Genomic DNA, 15,956 nt, shown 5'->3' on the forward strand with positions numbered 1-15,956 from the left:
AAGCGAGGACCCATGATGACCGCGCACCGCAAATCCAATGGCGACACCGCCAGTTTCGTCCGCCGCCACATCGGCCCCTCCGCGCGCGATGTCACCGCAATGCTCGAGACGGTCGGCGCGAAAAGCGTCGACGCGTTGATGTCGGAAACGCTGCCGGCCTCGATCCGGCAGGCCGCCCCGCTCGATCTCGGCAAGCCGCTCAGCGAGACCGAGGCGATCGCGCATATGGCCGAGCTCGCCCGTCAGAACCAGGTCTTCACCTCGCTGATCGGCCAAGGCTATTCCGGCACGATTTTGCCCGCGGTGATCCAGCGCAACATCCTGGAGAACCCGGCCTGGTACACGGCCTACACGCCCTATCAGCCCGAGATCAGCCAGGGCCGGCTGGAGGCGCTGTTCAACTTCCAGACCATGATCTGCGATCTGACTGGCCTCGACGTCGCCAACGCCTCGCTGCTCGATGAGGCCACCGCCGCCGCCGAAGCCATGGCGCTCGCGGAGCGGCACTCGAAGGTCGAGGCGAAAGCTTTCTTCGTCGACAAGGACGTGCATCCGCAGACGCTCGCGGTGATGCGCACGCGCGCCGAGCCTCTGGGCTGGAATCTGGTCGTCGGCGATCCCCTCAACGATCTCGACAAGGCGGACGTGCTCGGTGCGCTGCTGCAATATCCGGGAACCTCGGGCGCCTTGCGCGACCTCAGGCCGGCGATCGCAGCGCTGAAGGCCAAGGGCGCGCTCGCAATCGTCGCCGCCGATCTGCTGGCGCTGACGCTGATTGCTTCGCCCGGCGAATTAGGGGCCGACATCGCGATCGGCTCGGCGCAGCGCTTTGGCGTGCCGATGGGCTATGGCGGGCCGCACGCGGCCTATATGGCGGTGCGCGATGCGCTGAAGCGCTCGCTGCCCGGCCGCATCGTCGGCCTCTCCGTCGATTCCCGCGGCGCCCCCGCCTATCGCCTCGCGCTGCAGACCCGCGAGCAGCACATCCGCCGGGAGAAGGCGACCTCCAACATCTGCACCGCGCAAGTGCTGCTGGCCGTGATCGCCGCGATGTACGCGGTCTATCACGGCCCCGAGGGTCTTGCGCAGATCGCGCGCAATGTGCATCGCCGTGCCGCCGTGCTCGCGGCCGGCTTGCGCAAGCTCGGCTTTGCGCCTGAGAGCGAAGCTTTCTTCGACACGTTGAGCGTCGATGCCGGCGCCAAGCGCGCCGAGATCATCGCGCGAGCGGCCGCCGAGAAGATCAATCTCGGCATCGGCGACGTTGCCCTGCGCATCGCACTCGACGAGACCACGACATCAGCAACAGTCGAAGCCGTCTGGCGCGCTTTCGGCGGCACGCTGTCCTATGCCGAGATCGACGCCACCACGCGCGAGGCGCTGCCGGAAGCGCTGAAGCGCGCCACTGCGTTCCTCACACATCCGGTGTTCCACGCGCATCGCTCGGAAACCGAGATGCTGCGCTACATGCGCAAGCTCTCGGATCGCGACCTCGCGCTCGACCGCGCCATGATCCCGCTGGGATCCTGCACCATGAAGCTGAACGCGACCACTGAGATGATGCCGCTGACCTGGCCGGAGTTCGGCTCGCTGCACCCGTTCGCCCCGCGCGAGCAGGCGGCCGGCTATCACGCGCTGTTCGCACGGCTGGAGAAATGGCTCTGCGACATCACCGGCTATGACGCGATCTCGCTGCAACCGAACTCGGGCGCGCAGGGCGAATATGCCGGCCTGCTGGCGATCCGCGGCTATCACGCCGCGCGCGGAGAAAGCCACCGCAAGATCTGCCTGATCCCCTCCTCCGCCCACGGCACCAACCCGGCCTCGGCCGCGATGGTCGGCATGGACGTGGTTGTGGTCGCCTGCGAGAAGAACGGCGACGTCGACGTCAATGATCTCCGTGCCAAGGCGGAGAAACACTCAAACGATCTCGCCGCTGTGATGATCACCTATCCCTCGACCCACGGCGTGTTCGAGGAGCATATCCGCGAGATCTGCGACATCGTCCATGGCCATGGCGGCCAGGTGTATCTCGACGGCGCCAACCTCAACGCGCAGGTCGGCCTGTCGCGGCCCGGCGATTACGGCGCCGATGTCAGCCATCTCAATTTGCACAAGACCTTCTGCATCCCGCATGGCGGCGGCGGCCCCGGCATGGGCCCGATCGGCGTGAGGGCGCATCTCGCGCCGTTCCTGCCGGGTCACCCAGCAATTAAGGCGGATGCCGCGGTCGGCCCGGTGTCGGCCGCGCCGTTCGGTTCGGCCTCGATCCTGACCATCTCCTACATCTACATCCTGATGATGGGCGGCGAAGGATTGACGCGCGCCACCGAGATCGCGATCCTCAATGCCAATTACATCGCCGCGCGCCTCGATGCGCATTTCCCGGTGCTCTACAAGAACGCCAGGGGCCGCGTCGCGCATGAGTGCATCGTCGATCCCCGCCAGCTGAAGGCGACATCAGGCGTCACTGTCGACGACATCGCAAAACGCCTGATCGATTACGGCTTCCATGCGCCGACCATGAGCTTCCCGGTGCCGGGCACGCTGATGATCGAGCCGACCGAGTCGGAATCCAAGGCCGAGCTGGATCGTTTTTGCGATGCCATGATCGCGATCCGCAAGGAAATCGCCGAGGTCGAGGCCGGCCGCTTCAAGATCGAGGCCTCGCCCTTGCGTCACGCTCCGCACACGGTGCACGACATCGCCGACGATGCGTGGGCTCGTGCCTACACCCGCAGCGAAGGCTGCTTTCCCGACGGCGTCTCGCGCACCGACAAATATTGGTGCCCGGTGGGCCGCGTCGACAACGTCTATGGCGACCGCAATCTGGTGTGCTCCTGCCCGCCGGTGAGCGATTACGCGCAAGCTGCGGAGTAAGCTTCGTAGGGTGGGCAAAGCGAAAGCGTGCCCACCACCACCCGCCACGTTGAAAGATGGTGGGCACGGCGCAAGTGCGCCTTTGCCCACCCTACGGCTGGTGTGCTCCTGCCGGCCGGTGAGCGATTACGCGCAAGCTGCGGAGTAAGCTTCGTAGGGTGGGTTAGCAGGCGGCTGCGCAAAGCGCAGTCGTCGGCGTAACCCACCAACTCTGCTTCCGCACAGACGAACAATGGTGGGTTACGCCGAGCGGTTTGCGCTTCGCGCAAGCCGCGCGGCTAACCCACCCTACGGCCCTGAACGCGCAACTAGGGCGCCACTAACGCGCCTCATCACGCCCCCTGGTCACTCCAGCGCAAAAAGAAACGGGCACTGACGACGTCGGCAACTCAACGTCCTCAGCGCCCGCTCCTCGCGGAAACTTCTCGCTTTAAGGCTTACTCGTCCGCCGGCTCCTCGCCGTCGGCGTCGCTCTCGGGCGTGCCGGCCAAAATCTGCTCCGAGATCAAGCCGGAGTTCTGGCGGATTGCGGTCTCGATCTTGGCGGTGATGTCCGGGTTGGACTTCAGGAACGCTTTCGAGTTCTCGCGGCCCTGGCCGAGGCGCTGGCTGTCATAGGAGAACCAGGCGCCGGACTTTTCGACGATGCCGGCCTTGACGCCCAGATCGAGGATCTCGCCCATCTTGGAGACGCCCTCGCCGTACATGATGTCGAACTCGACCTGCTTGAAGGGCGGCGCCAGCTTGTTCTTCACCACCTTCACACGCGTCGTGTTGCCGACCACTTCGTCGCGCTCCTTGATCGCGCCGATGCGGCGGATGTCGAGGCGGACGGAAGCGTAGAACTTCAGCGCGTTGCCGCCGGTCGTGGTTTCGGGCGAGCCGTACATCACACCGATCTTCATGCGGATCTGGTTGATGAAGATCACCATGGTGTTGGACTTGTTGATCGAGGCCGTCAGCTTGCGCAGCGCCTGGCTCATCAACCGCGCTTGAAGACCCGGCAGCGCATCACCCATCTCGCCTTCGAGCTCGGCCTTCGGCACCAGGGCCGCGACCGAATCGACCACCAGCACGTCCACCGCGCCCGAGCGCACCAACGTGTCGCAGATTTCCAGCGCCTGCTCGCCGGTGTCGGGCTGGGAGATCAAGAGCTCGTCGATGTTGACCCCGAGCTTGCGGGCATAGACCGGGTCGAGCGCGTGCTCGGCGTCGATGAAGGCGCAGATACCGCCCTTCTTCTGGGCTTCCGCCACCGTGTGCAGCGCCAGCGTGGTTTTTCCTGAGGATTCCGGCCCGTAGATCTCGACGATGCGCCCCTTGGGCAGGCCGCCGATGCCGAGCGCGATATCGAGCCCGAGCGAGCCTGACGACACTGCCTCGATGTCCATCGAACGGTCGTTCTTGCCGAGCTTCATCACCGAGCCCTTGCCGAACTGACGCTCGATCTGGGAGAGCGCGGCAGCCAGAGCTTTACTCTTGTCCATGGAAGATCCTTCGACGATACGCAGGGCAGTGGTGGACATTGGGTCGTGCTCCTTATGGCGAGGATTCGGGTGCGGGACAAACGATTGGCGCGGCGGATCGTCGATAAAAGCAATGTACACTATTTGTTCTAGGTTCGCAATATGTTCTTTTCAGATTTGGAGGGGCTGGCCGTATTAGGCCGGCACAAGTTTGGGACTGCCCTCATCCGCCTTTGCGAATGCCGGAATCGAAAGGGGCCACCTCGCGATGGCCCCTTGCCGGTTGCAATAATTGTTCGGGATCAAATTCCAGCCCCGGCCCACGTATTTCTACCGAGATCGTGGAGGATGTGAAGTCCGTTAAACTGCGGTGTTCCGGCAGGGGAACATGAGGCGTCCTATTTCCCGAAATGAGCTTTCGGCGCTCTTCTGACACATGATGTGTATCAAAGACGGAAGAGCCGTTCTGCCGTCATAATTTCGCAATGCTTCGGCACAGAACTTTTCTGTGGCCGCGGGCGTTTCCTTGAGAACGGCGCCGCGACAGTCGGGGATCGGGTCATGACGGAAGATGCGCACCATGATGCGAGCAGGCGCAATCAGCTGCGCGCGGCCGCGCTCGAGGAGATGCTGAAGTTCGAGCGCAGGGAAAGCGAGTTCCGCAAGAAGGACCGCGAGGAGCGCGCCGCCGATCTGCATCTGCCCCTGGACGAGATCAAGGTGCACTAAGGATAAGGCCACGCGAAACGAGCCGCTGCCTACTGTGCATGGGGTTGTTTTCGCAGCTATGGCGGCGCGTGCCGCTCGGGCTGGCCTACATCACCGCCAGCAGCACGATGCCGATCACCAACACCACGAAGCCAGCCGCCGTCGCGGCGGCGAATGACCGCTCAACCTTGTCCATGATGCCACCCCGCTATCGGCGCGCCACGTATCCCCCATGGCTTCGCCGTGCGCGGTAAGTGTCGCCAACGCTTGTGTCTGAAGTTATGCGCGGAGATGTCTGAATTGGGACGCGACTGCTCCAGCGTCGGTTGGCCCGGTGGACCAACAGCGAGCCTCCATGCCCAGTCGCCGATCCGTTCTGTCAGGCTGTCGTAAGCTGAGCGGGCTAGGGTCATTTGGCTATGGTGTTGCAGCCCAGCACCTCAGCCTCCAATAACCTTCTACCCGCCCGGCTCTCCCCTGGCGGGTTTTTTTTCGCGCGTGAGCGCATGTCGCGCGATTCCGTGGTTCTCCTGCCATGAACAGAGTTCCTGGTCGTAAGGCCGAGATCGTCGGCCTCGACTTTCGCAATCTGATTTCGCATGCTTCGAGCTGCGCGCGCTTTCAGGATCTTCGTGAATTTTCCTCCACTTAACGGCAAATTTCGCTTGTCGGCGGACTATTCTCACGCCCAACATGTTTGCGCACATGGATAGGTGAATCGTGGAGGTGACCATGAATCACAGGGGCGTAGAGTTCACGGTTGCAAAGACGGCGATCCCGGGTGTGTGGCAATGGCAGTTCCGGATCGGCGACGAAACCAAGACAGGTAAGACCGAGACGAAGATCGACCTCCTGGCGATCCGTCGGGTGCAGTTACGCATCGATCGGGAACTGAAGGCCATCGGGCGCAAGACGGCATGAACCGGCTGGGTTGACCCGAAACCGGGACGACTAGTCCGCGCTGGGCAACCGCCGCATGGTGAATTCGATGTCGCCGCCGGGCAATTCGCGCCAGGTTTCGACCTCGCTCATGTAACCGGCTTTCGGATAGCGCGCGAAAAAGGCCTGCGCCCTTGCTCTTGCCGCGGCGCGCGGCAGGGTGAAGCTCTCGCGCAGATAGCCGTCGCCGGCCGGCGAGCTCGATGCAGCGGCCGGTTTGCGCCGGCGCGCCATCCGCTCGGCGAGGTCCCGCGGACGATCCGCCATGTCCTGCCTCCTCAACGCAACACTGCGAAGGATGTAGGATCGCCATCCGGCAAAGGCGAGTCCCGCCGGAGGCGCCAACCGCCCCCGGGAGCGCGGTCAGTTGGCGGCCGTCCCGGCCTTGGGCTTCTTGGGCGCGCTGGTGGCGGCCGAGGTCTTCGGCGCGGGCTGCTTCGGCGGGTCGGCGCGCATTCCGCCCCAGGGATCGTTGGACGCCTTGGCATCCGGAATCTTCTTCAGCGTTTCCTTGTAGGCCTTCTCACGCGCAGCATCCGCGGCCTTCTCATCATCGGTCTTGGGCGGGCCATCGGCCATCAAATTGATATGGGGCGCCGCCCCATCCTGCGCGAAGGCCGGTCCAGCCACCAGCGCCAGCACCGCCGCCATACGCAAAAGCTTCATCACTCACTCCTTGATCATGGATGGAAGGCGGATACCACACCCTGCCCCTCTGCGCAGCGCCGGGCGCCGCTACAGCCCGCTAGAGCCGATTCGACCTGCACGATTTCGGCTCATGGAGCCAGTCGTCCCAAATCGGACCGCATTTGGTGCAGCCGTTCAGCGCCAGGCCAAGCGCGGCCAAGCAAAAAACCAGGACACATCGACGCAACATCGTCCACCCGCTCCCAAGCATGGCATCATATCGGGCGAAGTCAGGCATTTTCAAGCCGACCGCAGCAGTGACGTCACCGCGCCGAGCGGGCAGAGTGGACGAAACATCGGGCAACACAGGAGGGAACGACCGCAATGCCATCACAGCCTGAAGCCGAGTTCGGCATCGCCGAGGCCAGACGCATCCTCAGCGAGGTCTTTGCGCCCTGGGTCCAGGATCTCAACCTCTCCGTCGAGCGCATCGAGGACGCGCCGCCGGCCGATGCGCAGGACTGGCAGCCTGGCGCGCTGCTCCGCATGCCGTTCGCGGAGAAGCTATGCCGCAACGGCGGCGTTGTCTGCGGCCAGGCTTTGATGGCGCTGGCCGACACCGCGATGGTGATCGCGAACCTCGCCGCCAACAAAGGCTATCGTCCGATGACGACGGTGGACCAGACCACGCATTTCATGCGCGCGGTCGCCTCGTCAGACGTGCTGGCGGATGCGCGCGTGGTGCGACTGGGACGCACCATGAGCTTCGGTCGCGTCACCCTGCTCTCCGCAGCCGACAACAAGCAGGTCGCGATGGTGTCGAGCGCGTTCGCGATGCTGCCGGGCTGAGCATCGTCCGAATCGAGGAGAGCCGCGTGCGCGCAAGGCGCACCGCGGCTTTCGGTGACAATGATATCGAAGCGAGAGGCGAGGCGTGGTCGCAATCACGCCTCGGCCCGCTCGCTTCAAGGACTACTTCAAGGTTTACTTGCCGAGAATTTCGTCGGCCGCGGTGACGACGCTGACGGTCGGATTCTTTCCGCAATAGGCTCCGAACTTCTTGGCGTTTTCGATGAAGACCTCGGTATCGATGATCGCGTTGTCCTCGTCGCCCTTGTACCAGCCGTCCATCCAGGTCAGCACGACGGCGATGTTGTCCTCGCCGCTCTCGAGGAACTGCTTGCAGGTCATGGTCGAGAGATCCCACTTGACGGCGTGGGCGGGCATCGATGTCAAAGAGAGCGCTGCGGCGAACAAAAGGGAAAGCTTGGTCTTCATCGAAATCTCCATGGGCGCGTAACGCCATAAAGGAAAGGCTTGCGGGATAAACACGGCGGAGCCCGCCGCCTCAACGTCGTAAACGAAATCTTAAGCGCCGTGCAAGTAGCGCCAGTATTGAGTTTAGATCAACGCAATTTCTATGCGCTATTTTCACAATCGTCACTATGGACCAACGCGGATGATCGAAAAACGTGCAACGCAACGTCATCGGGTTTTCAAGGGTGGTACGGTCACCTATGAAGGCAGCGGCGTGGCTTGCACGGTGCGCAACATCTCGGACCGCGGTGCCGCGATCGACCTTGAAAATCCTGTTTTATTGCCGCATTCGTTCACCCTGTCGATTTCATGCGACAATTTCGTGCGGCATTGCCGCGCGGTGTGGCGAAACGACAGGCGCGTCGGCCTCGCCTTCGTGCAATAGCGCGCACGATGTGAATGACGGTTCGCACGACACGCACGCAAGCATCAATTTGTGATCCGGACTTCGCCGGGCCATCCCAGCGGCATCGAGCGCGATCACCTGGTTGAAGGGCGAAAGGCCTGAACCGCCGGGGTCGCTACCCCAGCTTGGGCCTTTCGTCGGCCTTGGGCGTGTTGTCCGCCTCGTTCGAATGGCGCTGGCCGCCGCCCATCTGCGCCTGCGACGAATCATAGCTAACGCGGCGCACCCCAGCCCTTCAGCAAATGTTGATCGGGCAGGACTTCGTTCCGTTCGAATTCGCGCCTATCTGTTGGCCCGCGGGGACCTTCACGAATGTTGCGGATTGTTGCTCATATGGCGCTGCTTGCCTGCGTGCTCGCGCTCGGTGCGTGCGGCTTTGCCGACAGCCGCGCGCCAGTGCCCGAGTTCATGCGCATCAAGGAGGCCGAACAGCCGCCGCCCGAGCCGCCGCCGGATGTCAAGCGCGTGGTCCGCGAGCAGATTGACGTGGTCTTTCTCAACACATCCTATCCGCGCGAAGTTCAGGTCGCCCTGCCCCATCACGAGGTCCGCGGATCGGGCTGGACGGCCTGCGTCCGCGCGAGCCTCACCGCCGCCACCGGCTCGGCACTGGGCACCCAGACCTACATCGTCACGATATCGGGCGGGAAGATCATCGACCGGCGGCGCGCGGAAGCAGATGATATCTGCGGGTCGGAAGCCTACCAGCCGATCTAGCGAAACTTCACGCCGCACGACAATCCGGTTCCGGGAAAAACCTGAAATTCAACCGGGAACGATCGCGGTCTCTCATTCTTGTTACCGCCGAGGGCAGTTTCGGAGGAGGACAGGATGAGGATGTTCACGATTGCACTGCTGGCCGGTGTCGGCGCTCTGGCGGCGGGGAGCGGCGCGAAGGCTGCGGATATCTACACGACCAGCGAATACACCAGCCCCGATCTCATTCAGGAGGTCCGGCTCGTCTGCGATGACGCCGGCAATTGCTACCGCACCCATGGCGGCGCACGCGTGATCGTGCGCGATTCCTACGCCCGCATTCCGCGTGAACGCTATTACGAGCGCCGCACCTATCGCGACTGGGATGACAGCCCGCGGGCCGGCGTCGGCATTCGCGCGCCCGGTGTCAGCGTGGGCGTCGGAGTCGGCGACGATCGCTGGTAATCGACACGCCTACTGTAGCGACTGAAGGGACCGGATGAGACAGTTCGTCCGGTCCCGTCTGGATGTCAGGTCTCGAGCGGATGAACCGGCGAGGCGGCGCGCGTCCCTGACGGCAGCTGTGCGATGAAGCGGGCAAGCACCATGCCGGCGCACATCGCGACGACGAAGACCACTGCCGGCCTCGAACCAAACCCGAGCGCGGTCAGCGCCGGTCCCGGACAGAAGCCCGCCAATCCCCAGCCGATGCCGAAAATCGCGGGACCAACGATGATCTTCGGATCGATGTCGTTGCGCGTCGGCACGTGGAAGCGATCCGCGAAAAATGGGTGAGCGAGCTTCAGGACATATCTGAAACCGACGAAGGTCACCGCGACCGCGCCCGCCATCACGAAGGCGAGGCTCGCGTCCCATGTCCCTGCCGGGATGCCGCCGAGGTCGAGGAAGTTCAGCACCTTTGCCGGATTCGACATGCCTGACATGACAAGTCCAAGGCCGAACAGCAAGCCGATTGCAAATTGGACGAGGATGGCCATCGCACTCAGCCCCAGTGTAGCATCACGAAGACGGTGGCAACGCCCGTCGCCATGAAGGTCATGGTCGCGACCAGCGAACGCATTGACAATCGTGACAGACCGCAGACACCGTGGCCGGACGTGCAGCCAGAGCCCCACACCGCGCCGAATCCGGTGAGCAGCCCCGCAATCACCAATAGCGGCGTCCCCGCCGCGATCGTCTGCGCCGGCAGGCTTCCGGTGACGAGCCGCACCAGCACTGGAGCGGCAACAAGGCCCACGACGAAAGCGAGCCGCCCGGCCAATTCGCGGTCCTCGTAAGGCGGAAACAATCGCGCCACGATGCCGCTGATCCCGGCGATCCGCCCCGTCGTCCACATCAGCAGCACGGCGGACAGGCCAATCAGCGCACCGCCGAGGAGCGAGGCAATCGGCGTGAAAGACGTGGCGACCATTTGATCCTCCGCAGCGAGAGGGCATCCGCCAGCAGGCGGCCCGATGCTCAATGAGACGTTAACAATACCGCTCGAAATGAAGCGGCGTCCCAACGGTATTTTCCAATCTTTGCGCTAAGCATAACGACCTAACGCCGGTTGAGCCAGCGTGAACGGGGACGACGGACGTGGTCGACATCGCGCACCAGGCTGCGATCAATCCGGCATCGCCAGAGGATGCAACGGCTGCGCTCGTCCCGCTCACAGCCATCGAGCCCGGCCAGTGGCGCGCGCTGGCGCAGCGGGCGGCCGAGCCGAACGGCTATTATTTGCCCGCTTGGGAGCTCGCCGTCAGCGCGACCGCGCGCGGCCGTATCGGTGCCTCGGCCCTGTCCGTACGCGCCGGCGCCTCGAGGCGACTGATCGGCTTGATGCCGGTGGTCTCGCTCTGGCGGGCCTGCAAGATCCCCCTGCCCGCCCTGGTAAGCGCGCATCCCTATGGCACGCTGTGCAGTCCGCTGATCGACCGCGACGTCTCGGCCGAGGCCGCGACAGGCCTGCTGCAGCGGGCACGCGAAGCTGGTGCGCATGCGCTGGTTCTGCGCGACGTTGTGCTTGACGGCGCCGCGATGGGCGCGATCAAGGAAGCGCTTGGCCGGGCCGGCCTGAAGCCGCGCGTGCTCGGCGCCCATGTCCGTGCCAGTCTCGATGCAACACAGGATGGCGACAGGCTGCTGCACGCGGCGCTCGGTGCCAAGAGGCTCAAGGAGCTGCGCCGGCAGCGTCGTCGCCTGGCTGAACATGGCGCGATCAGCTTCGACGTCGCGCGCAAGGTCGAGGAGATCAGGCCCGCGCTCGAAATTTTCCTGCAACTCGAGGCCAGCGGCTGGAAGGGCAAGCGCGGCACCGCGCTGCTTCAGGACACGGGCGATGCGGCCTTCATTCGCCGCGCCGTCCCTGCGCTTGCCGAGACCGCGCAATGCGAGATCGTCAGCTTGCGCGCCGGGACAATTCCGGTGGCGGCCGGCATCGTGCTGCGCCACCAGAACCGCGCCTTCTTCTTCAAGCTCGGCATCGACGAGCGCTTCGCAAAATATTCGCCGGGCGTCCAGCTCACGCTCGATCTGACTCGCCATCTTTGCGCAGATCCGACCATCGCAAGTGCGGATTCGACCGCGAGCGCCGACCATCCCATGATCAACCCGATCTGGCGCGACCGCCTTGCGATTGGCGACGTGTTGATCCCGCTGCGACGACATGGTCCGATGGTGGCGCTCATTCATGCGGCGCTCATCACACGCGGCTATGCGCGCGAGGCCGCGCGCCGCGCGATCCGTCTGCTCCGCAACCGAGCCGACGCTACTCCGCCGCCTGCGCGTTGATCTCCGCCGACACCTGGCGAATGGCGCGGGCGAGCAGGTTCGGATCCTGCGCGCCGGAAACGGCGTATTTCTGCGCGAAGACATAGGTCGGCACACCGGAGATGCCCTTGTCGGCGGCCTCCTGCGCATCGGCCGACACACGCGCGACGTCCTCGTCGGTGGCAAGGCGCTTGCGCACGTCATCGGCATCGAGGCCGACATCGGCGGCCGCCTGGATCAGGACGTTCACATCGGTGAGATCGCCGCCATCGCGGAAATACAGCTCCATCAGCCGCTGCTTCATTTCCGGCGCTTTGCCGATCGCCTCGGCCCACAGGATCAGGCGATGGCAATCGGTCGTGTTGGGCTGCCGTGCGACCAGCTCGGGCTTGTAAACGAGGCCCTCTTCGCTTGCCGCAGCGACGACGCGCCCCGCTATGCCCTTATAGGCCTCGACCGAGCCGAATTTGGTGGTGAGATAATCCTCGCGGCTGATGCCCTCGCGCGGCACCCAGGGATTGAGAAAGAACGGACGGAAGTTCAGCTTGACCGGAACGTCGGGCACAAGCGCGAGCGCGCTCTCGATCCGGTGCTTGCCGATATAGCACCAGGGGCACACCACGTCGGAGACGACATCGATCTGGAGCGGTTTGAGGGTGCTCATGAGCGCCTCCTTGGGCGGTGCGGGTTTGCTCCAAGATAAGCCGAACCCGCCCCGAGGCAAGGGTCACGCATGAGGCGCTAGGTCATGGCCGCGGCCATCTGCCTGAGCCGCTCCGCGGTGCGCTCGTCTGCCGGGAAGAACGTCTCCAGCGCCAGTTCCGACAGGGTAATGTCGACGGGCGTACCGAACACCATGGTGGTGGAGAAGAAACTTAGTATCTCTCCATTCTGGCGCAGCTTGAAGGGAATGGCGACATTGTCGCCGGACAGCGGCCCCGAGCGCGCCGGGATGGGATAGCTCTTGAGGTCCTGATAGAGCTTGACGAGCTCGGGATCGGCCGTCGCCTCACATTGCCGGTGCAAACGCTCGAGCAGATGCGCGCACCATTCCGCGAGATTGACCGTGCGTGGCGCCAGTGCCTCGGGATGAAAGGCGAGCCGGAGCACGTTGAGAGGCTGCGCCAGCAGCCGCTCCGGAACGCCGGCGAGCAGCGGCGCCACCATGCGGTTGGCGGAAACCAGGTTCCAGTGCCGATCATAGGCCAGCGCCGGATTTGGCTCGTGCGCCTTCAGGACGAGGTCGATCGCCTGGCGGGCTGATTTCAAGGCGGGATCCTCCAGCGAGCGCTGCGGAAAAGCCGGCGCAAAGCCTGCGGCGACCAGCAGCACGTTACGTTCGCGCAAGGGCACATCGAGGCGCTCGGCGAGCCGCAGCACCATGTCGCGCGAGGGCGCGGCGCGGCCGGTTTCGACGAAGCTCAGATGCCTCGCCGAAATCTCCGCCTCGCTGGCAAGGTCGAGCTGGCTCATGCGGCGGCGCTGCCGCCATTCGCGCAAATGATCACCGATATGGATCGGCTGGCTGGATTCGGCGTGTGCCGTGGATGCATGTGCGTTCATGGCCCAAAACCTACCATGCGTAATTCACCCCTTCCATTACCCGCGAGGTAATCGAATTGGGCCCCCGGCCAGCGCATCTTCCTGAGCACAGGAGAATGACCATGATCGCGCTGCTGCTCTACCGCACCCTTGCAGACCACCTTCTTCCCTGGGCGATGACGCTCGCGACCCGGATGCTGGCGCGCGGCCTCAACATGCCGGAGCCGCTGGTGCATTCGACCGGCGACTATGTCGTCGCACATGTCACGGCCTTCGAGCACAACGTCGGCAGGAGCCTCTGCCCGTCCCGCCTCGCCCGCCTGCTCCGCGCCTGGTGGCGCTGCAGGCATTGAGTTCCCCAAGCCACCCCAACCTAGGAGACTTCTGATGATCGACGCATCCACCTTCCTGCGCCGCGCCCTGCTCGCCGACGCCGTCTTCAGCGGCGTCGCCGCACTCGGCTTCACTTTTGGTGCAGGCGCATTTGCCACCCTGTTCAATCTGCCCGAGGCACTGCTGCGCGAAACCGGCCTGTTCCTGATCGCCTACACCGCGCTGGTCGGCTGGCTCGCTTCACGCACAGCGGTGCTGAGGCCGCTGGTGTTGCTGGTCGTGGTCGGCAATGCCGCCTGGACAATCGGCAGCGTCGCGCTCTTGTTCTCGGGCGCGGTGTCGCCGAACCTTCTCGGCGAACTCATGGTCGTGGCGCAGGCGATCGCGACCGGCGTGTTCGCCGAGTTGCAGTATGTGGGTTTGCGCAAGAGCGGCGGTGCGGTCGCTGCGTGAAGCGCTCGCGTCCCGCACGCGCTGCAACGTGCGGTGCCGTAGGGTGGGCAAAGGCGCAAGGCGCCATGCCCACCGCTCCGGTTGTCGTGGGCACGCTTCGCTTTGCCCACCCTACGATATCCGCGTGTGTGGCAAGCTGCTCCCCGCCGTACGTCGTGACGATCGGGAAACGCGCCATTTAGGGCGCGGGTCGACAGGGTGTTTTGCCCGACGGGCTGGCAGCTCGCGTAAATGTCCTGGCCACTGCGCATGGAGCGGTTGCAGCCTGAGGACCAATCGGGGGAACCGATGTGAGAGCCAGCCACCCGGCGGGAACTACCCCTTCGCGCGGCCGACCTTGCCGGCAAAATGCTTGCCGTTCAGCTTCTTCTTTTTCGTCGCGGTGGTTTTTGTACCCGCTTTCTGCGCCTTGCGCTCCGCGCGCGCCTTCACCTTGGCGCGTTCGGCCCGGGCCTCTGCGCGCTGCTTCTTGCGCTTGTTTTCGCAGGACGGGCACTTGCAGCCGATCGGCTTCAAATAGGCTTTGAAATAATCGGTGCCGTAGTCGTAGTTGATCTCCTCGCCGGGCTCGATGTTCTTGATGGCGCGGATGAACACTTTTCGCTCGCGTGGGCGTACGTCGGATTCGGCATTGGGCCGGCAGGAATGGTTGATGTAGCGCGCAAGGTTCTTGCGCACCGAGCCGTCGATAGTCCAGCGGTTGTTGAGCTCGAACAGATATTTGTTCTCGATCTCCTCGTGCGCGGGGATCCGCGAATCCAGGAGCGGTCCGAAATAACGGATGATCCTGGTGCCCTTCTTGATCGGCATGGTGGCGAAGAGGCCAAGTCCCGTCTTGGACTTGCCGACGCGATAGGCTTTGCGGGGAGCGATATCTGGCATGATCGAGTGTACAGAGGACGCGGAGCAGGCTGCGTGAGCCCGAGCGAAGCCGCTCTTCTAGAACGATTCCGCACCGCTGTCAGGCCTATCCCTGGATCGTTTGATGCTTGCCCACAGTGAACAATGTGCAAAGGCGTGAGTTCCGTGGCATCGAACGTTTCGTTCGATCAGGTGCCTGAGGGCATTCTGGCCGCCACCGTCGACTTCAGGATCGCTTCCAGAAGTTGCTCCGCCGTGGTGCCTGCGGGCAGCCGCTCCAGGATATCCTCGAGCCGCCCGTCCAGCAGCAGCATGGTGAAGCCATGCACCATCGACCAGGCCCGCACGATCGCGGCACCCTGGTCGATAGTCAGGGCGTTGCCGCTGATCGGCTCCTGTCGCATCGCGCTGATGGCATTGGCAAGCCCGGCAAACGAGGATTCCGCAGCCTCGTGCAACGAGGGCCTCGAATAGTCGAGCCGCTCGGTGCGGAACATCAACCCGTACATGCCGGGATGCGCCTGGGCATAGGCAACATAGGCTTTTGGCCGCGCCAGGGCCCGCTCCAGCGGCGAGGTGGCCGTATCGCAAGCAGAGGCCATCGCTGCATTGAACTGACGAAAGCCGATCGCCGCGAGCTCGCTGACGAGGCCGGTGAGATCTCCGAAATGATGGGTCGGCGCGGCATGCGAGACGCCGGCCTCGCGCGCCACCGCGCGCAGCGTCAGGCCGCCGAGCCCATCGCGCTCCAGCACCCGTTCGGCCGCCTGCAGCAGTGCCTCGCGCAAGGCGCCATGATGATAGGGCGTCTCGGTCTTCGCTGCTGCCGGGCGGCGCGCGGCACGAGATGCCTGTGATGTCCTTTTGGGGCTGCGCGGCCTACGTGCCGTTCCGCCCTTGGTGTCGCCCCTGGTGTCGCTCTTGGCCATTTGCAAGCTATATGACGCAATATTGAC

The 15,956-nt window shown here is 64.1% G+C and carries 20 protein-coding genes; 10 read left to right on the forward strand and 10 right to left on the reverse strand.

All coding sequences use genetic code 11. From position 1 onward, the window contains the following. The first annotated feature begins 15 nt into the window (after positions 1-15). On the forward strand, positions 16-2,880 hold the full coding sequence (gene gcvP / locus HYH07_RS13580; protein WP_220003132.1) for an aminomethyl-transferring glycine dehydrogenase: 2,865 nt from the start codon (positions 16-18) through the stop codon (positions 2,878-2,880). 437 nt (positions 2,881-3,317) lie between these two features. On the opposite strand, the gene recA is transcribed toward gcvP, so the two are convergent. Next, positions 3,318-4,406, reverse strand: a complete 1,089-nt coding sequence (gene recA / locus HYH07_RS13585) for a recombinase RecA (protein WP_057747344.1) — start codon at positions 4,404-4,406, stop codon at positions 3,318-3,320. Between the two features lie 501 nt (positions 4,407-4,907). Between recA and HYH07_RS13590 the strand changes: the two genes are divergently transcribed. Further along, complete coding sequence (locus HYH07_RS13590; RefSeq protein ID WP_220002971.1) at positions 4,908-5,075, forward strand: hypothetical protein; 168 nt, start codon at positions 4,908-4,910, stop codon at positions 5,073-5,075. 711 nt (positions 5,076-5,786) lie between these two features. Next, positions 5,787-5,975: a hypothetical protein gene (locus tag HYH07_RS13595; protein ID WP_148751438.1), complete on the forward strand. Its 189-nt coding sequence runs from the start codon at positions 5,787-5,789 to the stop codon at positions 5,973-5,975. 30 nt (positions 5,976-6,005) lie between these two features. Here the strand turns inward: HYH07_RS13595 and HYH07_RS13600 are convergent, their stop codons facing one another. After that, positions 6,006-6,260 (reverse strand): hypothetical protein, encoded by a 255-nt coding sequence (locus HYH07_RS13600; RefSeq protein WP_220002972.1) that lies wholly within the window; start codon positions 6,258-6,260, stop codon positions 6,006-6,008. Positions 6,261-6,356: 96 nt separating this feature from the next. Next, entirely contained in the window at positions 6,357-6,659 is a 303-nt protein-coding gene (locus HYH07_RS13605) for a hypothetical protein (protein WP_220002973.1), read from the reverse strand. 345 nt (positions 6,660-7,004) lie between these two features. Between HYH07_RS13605 and HYH07_RS13610 the strand changes: the two genes are divergently transcribed. Continuing rightward, positions 7,005-7,469 carry a PaaI family thioesterase gene (locus HYH07_RS13610; RefSeq protein ID WP_220002974.1) on the forward strand — a complete coding sequence of 155 codons (465 nt, stop codon included), beginning with the start codon at positions 7,005-7,007 and terminating at the stop codon, positions 7,467-7,469. A gap of 135 nt (positions 7,470-7,604) precedes the next feature. Here the strand turns inward: HYH07_RS13610 and HYH07_RS13615 are convergent, their stop codons facing one another. After that, on the reverse strand, positions 7,605-7,898 hold the full coding sequence (locus HYH07_RS13615) for an HdeA family protein (protein WP_220002975.1): 294 nt from the start codon (positions 7,896-7,898) through the stop codon (positions 7,605-7,607). Positions 7,899-8,079: 181 nt separating this feature from the next. Here HYH07_RS13615 and HYH07_RS13620 point away from each other — a divergent pair, with 181 nt between their 5' ends. From HYH07_RS13620 to HYH07_RS13630, 3 genes are all read left to right on the forward strand, one after another. Beyond that, positions 8,080-8,322, forward strand: coding sequence for a PilZ domain-containing protein (locus HYH07_RS13620; RefSeq protein WP_220002976.1), 243 nt, complete (start codon positions 8,080-8,082; stop codon positions 8,320-8,322). A gap of 354 nt (positions 8,323-8,676) precedes the next feature. After that, entirely contained in the window at positions 8,677-9,060 is a 384-nt protein-coding gene (locus HYH07_RS13625) for a hypothetical protein (RefSeq protein ID WP_228749522.1), read from the forward strand. Between the two features lie 114 nt (positions 9,061-9,174). Then, on the forward strand, positions 9,175-9,504 hold the full coding sequence (locus HYH07_RS13630; protein WP_220002978.1) for a hypothetical protein: 330 nt from the start codon (positions 9,175-9,177) through the stop codon (positions 9,502-9,504). A 65-nt stretch (positions 9,505-9,569) separates the two neighbouring features. On the opposite strand, the gene HYH07_RS13635 is transcribed toward HYH07_RS13630, so the two are convergent. After that, positions 9,570-10,037: a YeeE/YedE family protein gene (locus tag HYH07_RS13635; RefSeq protein ID WP_220002979.1), complete on the reverse strand. Its 468-nt coding sequence runs from the start codon at positions 10,035-10,037 to the stop codon at positions 9,570-9,572. A gap of 5 nt (positions 10,038-10,042) precedes the next feature. Then, the gene (locus tag HYH07_RS13640) at positions 10,043-10,471 is read right to left on the reverse strand and encodes a YeeE/YedE family protein (RefSeq protein ID WP_220002980.1); all 429 of its coding nucleotides are present in this window, start codon (positions 10,469-10,471) and stop codon (positions 10,043-10,045) included. A 167-nt stretch (positions 10,472-10,638) separates the two neighbouring features. Here HYH07_RS13640 and HYH07_RS13645 point away from each other — a divergent pair, with 167 nt between their 5' ends. After that, positions 10,639-11,832 (forward strand): GNAT family N-acetyltransferase, encoded by a 1,194-nt coding sequence (locus tag HYH07_RS13645; protein ID WP_220002981.1) that lies wholly within the window; start codon positions 10,639-10,641, stop codon positions 11,830-11,832. Here the strand turns inward: HYH07_RS13645 and HYH07_RS13650 are convergent. Both HYH07_RS13650 and HYH07_RS13655 read right to left on the reverse strand, forming a co-directional pair. Continuing rightward, positions 11,810-12,475 (reverse strand): DsbA family oxidoreductase, encoded by a 666-nt coding sequence (locus HYH07_RS13650; RefSeq protein ID WP_057747357.1) that lies wholly within the window; start codon positions 12,473-12,475, stop codon positions 11,810-11,812. The two genes, HYH07_RS13645 and HYH07_RS13650, sit on opposite strands and share 23 nt — an antisense overlap. 77 nt (positions 12,476-12,552) lie before the next feature. After that, positions 12,553-13,374: a helix-turn-helix domain-containing protein gene (locus tag HYH07_RS13655; protein WP_220002982.1), complete on the reverse strand. Its 822-nt coding sequence runs from the start codon at positions 13,372-13,374 to the stop codon at positions 12,553-12,555. 101 nt (positions 13,375-13,475) lie between these two features. Here HYH07_RS13655 and HYH07_RS13660 point away from each other — a divergent pair, with 101 nt between their 5' ends. Then, entirely contained in the window at positions 13,476-13,706 is a 231-nt protein-coding gene (locus HYH07_RS13660) for a hypothetical protein (RefSeq protein ID WP_220003133.1), read from the forward strand. Positions 13,707-13,740: 34 nt separating this feature from the next. Next, positions 13,741-14,139 (forward strand): hypothetical protein, encoded by a 399-nt coding sequence (locus HYH07_RS13665; RefSeq protein WP_220002983.1) that lies wholly within the window; start codon positions 13,741-13,743, stop codon positions 14,137-14,139. 315 nt (positions 14,140-14,454) lie between these two features. On the opposite strand, the gene HYH07_RS13670 is transcribed toward HYH07_RS13665, so the two are convergent. Both HYH07_RS13670 and HYH07_RS13675 read right to left on the reverse strand, forming a co-directional pair. Beyond that, entirely contained in the window at positions 14,455-15,021 is a 567-nt protein-coding gene (locus tag HYH07_RS13670; RefSeq protein WP_220002984.1) for an SET domain-containing protein, read from the reverse strand. Positions 15,022-15,188: 167 nt separating this feature from the next. Next, the gene (locus HYH07_RS13675; protein ID WP_220002985.1) at positions 15,189-15,929 is read right to left on the reverse strand and encodes a TetR/AcrR family transcriptional regulator; all 741 of its coding nucleotides are present in this window, start codon (positions 15,927-15,929) and stop codon (positions 15,189-15,191) included. Between the last annotated feature and the right edge of the window lie 27 nt (positions 15,930-15,956).

The organism is Bradyrhizobium sp. BR 10261 (assembly GCF_019455395.1).
In the GTDB taxonomy this organism is placed as follows: Bacteria; Pseudomonadota; Alphaproteobacteria; order Rhizobiales; family Xanthobacteraceae; genus Bradyrhizobium; species Bradyrhizobium manausense.